Origin of the sequence: Frankia sp. AiPs1 (genome assembly GCF_023716945.1) — a bacterium.
Taxonomy (GTDB): Bacteria; Actinomycetota; Actinomycetes; order Frankiales; family Frankiaceae; genus Frankia.
Genome location: NZ_JAMQQF010000743.1, coordinates 1 through 2,352, shown reverse-complemented (window position 1 = coordinate 2,352; position 2,352 = coordinate 1). Strand labels below are relative to the sequence as shown.

General features: G+C 74.4%; 1 protein-coding gene and 1 pseudogene. Both read right to left on the bottom strand.

What is annotated here, in order from left to right; translation table 11 throughout:
• Window positions 1-1,006, bottom strand: a pseudogene (gene nusA, locus ND748_RS30170) (transcription termination factor NusA); the annotation flags it as partial.
• Complete coding sequence (rimP, locus tag ND748_RS30165) at window positions 1,003-1,644, bottom strand: ribosome maturation factor RimP (RefSeq protein ID WP_374216075.1); 642 nt, start codon at window positions 1,642-1,644, stop codon at window positions 1,003-1,005. The gene rimP and the pseudogene nusA, both read right to left, overlap by 4 nt.
• Between the last annotated feature and the right edge of the window lie 708 nt (window positions 1,645-2,352).

Below are 2,352 nucleotides of genomic sequence, written 5' to 3'. Positions count from 1 at the left end.
CCAGCCCGGCGGCGGCCGGCGGCCCCCCCGCCCCGTCCTAGGTGTCGGAGTGGATGTCGATGCGCCAGCCGGTCAGCCGCGCCGCCAGCCGCGCGTTCTGCCCCTCCCGACCGATCGCCAGCGACAGCTGGTAGTCGGGGACGACGACCCGCGCCGACCGACTCGCCAGATCCGTCACCTCGACCCGGGCCACTCGGGCCGGCGACAGGGCGCTGCCGACGAAGCTCGCCGGGTCGGCGGACCAGTCGACGATGTCGATCTTCTCGCCGTGCAGCTCGGCCATGACGGCTCGCACCCGGCTACCCATCGGCCCGATGCAGGCACCCTTGGGATTGACCCCGGCCACCTTGGAGCGGACGGCGATCTTGCTACGGTGGCCGGCCTCACGCGCGATCGCAGCGAGCTCGACCGTGCCGTCGGCGACCTCGGGGACCTCCAGCCGGAACAGGCCCTTGACCAGCTCGGGATGGGTTCGCGAGAGGGTCACGGTGGGACCGTGCGCCCCACGGGCGACGTGCACCACGTAGCACTTGATCCGGTCGCCGTGCTCGAGCCGTTCACCGGGAACCTGCTCGGCCGGCGGCAGGACGCCCTCGATCGTGCCGAGGTCGACAAGCACCACCTTCGAGCCGGCCCGCTGCTCGTGATGCTGCACCACGCCCGAGACGACCTCGTGCTCACGGTCGGCGTACTGCCCGTAGGTGACCTCCTGCTGCGCCTCTCGCAGGCGCTGCATGATCACCTGCTTTGCCGTCATCGTCGCGATCCGGCCGAAGTCGGCGGGCGTGTCGTCGTACTCGCGACTGGTCCCGTCGGGACCCTGCTCGCGGGCGAGGACGGACACCTCCCCCGTCGTCCGGTCGATGACCACCCGGGCGTCGGGAGCCGACCCGGCCGTGTGGTGATACGCCGTCAGCAGGGCCGTCTCCATCGCCTGCACCAAGGTGTCGAAGGCGATGTCCTTCTCCCGCTCGATACCGCGCAGCGCGGCCACGTCGAGCTTCACCGGGTCATCTCCTCACCGGCCGCGCCCTGGGCGTCGGCCTGGCGGCCCTCGTCGTTGGATACCGGCCCCGGCGACGCCGGGTGATCGTCCTGCGTCACACCATCACGGGCGTCGTGCGCCTGCGGCGCACCGGCGCTCACGTCGGCGTCCGGGGAGTCCGGGGAGTCCGGCGCCTGTGCCGACGGTTGCGCCGACGATTCGCCGGAAAGATCATCATACCCCTCGGCTGCGAAGTCGACCTCCACGGTCGCCCGCTCGACCTGCGCATAGGTCACCCGCGCGACGCGACGCCGCTGCGGTCGCCCGCGCCGGGCCGGGCCGGTGGCCACGGCCAGATCCGCGCCGGCCTCGTCGGCGGACAGCACCCGGCCGGACAGCACCTCCCCGGCGCTGTCGCGCACGGTCACAAGCCGCCCCACGGCGCGGCGCCAGTGCCGGGGGGCGGTCAGCGGCCGGTCGACCCCCGGAGAGGTGACCTCCAAAACGTAGGGCCCGGCGCTGAGGCCCTCGCCCGCCGCCTCCGCCGCGTCGAGCAGGTCCGAGACCATCCTGCTCGCCTCGGCCACCGCGTCCAGGTCGATGCCGCCCTCGCGGTCCACCGCCACCCTGACCAGGCTGCGCGAACCGGCCCGGCTCACCGTCAAATCCTCAAGATCGAAACCCGCCCCGGCCAGGCCGGACGTCAACCGGTCACGCAACGCCGGCCGGACTGTTCCCGGCCGCCGAGCCGCTCCGGATGAGCCTCGGCCCTGTCCGTGACCGGACTCCCCCGCCCCTGACACCTGGTCCGTCCCTTCTCGTGCCACGCCTACCCTGATCGTCCCGCCGCGCCCTGCCGGCGCCGGCCATCCCGCCCGGCTGCCCGGGCCCCGGGCAGCCACCCGCCGCCCAAAGGCGACCGGCCACCCGCGACCGGCCACCAGGGTCGATACCCAGGTTCAGCCGGGCACCACGGATGCACCGCCGGGTTGGCCGGCGACGACGCGCGGCGGTCTTCCCGCCGGCGGACCACCGCCCACGAGCCCACCGGGCCACGGCAGCGGCGAACAGGATGAGATCCATAGCCTACGTCCGCCGCCGGGCCGGCCGGCCACGGCCCGGGCGCCGAGGTACCGCCGGCGGGCGGACGGATCACCCGGGCAGGTCGGACGGCGCTCAGCCCGGCCGGCGGGATGTGCGAAGCTCGCAACCGTGGACCCGGCGCCCCGCACTCCCGTCTCGCGGCGGCGGATCCTGCTGGGACTCGGCGGGCTCGTCCTCGCCGACGCCGTCGGGGTGGCCGGCTGCACGACCACGGTCTCGTCCTCGACCGCCTCGACCGGCGGGCTCAGCGCGCCGGACACCGC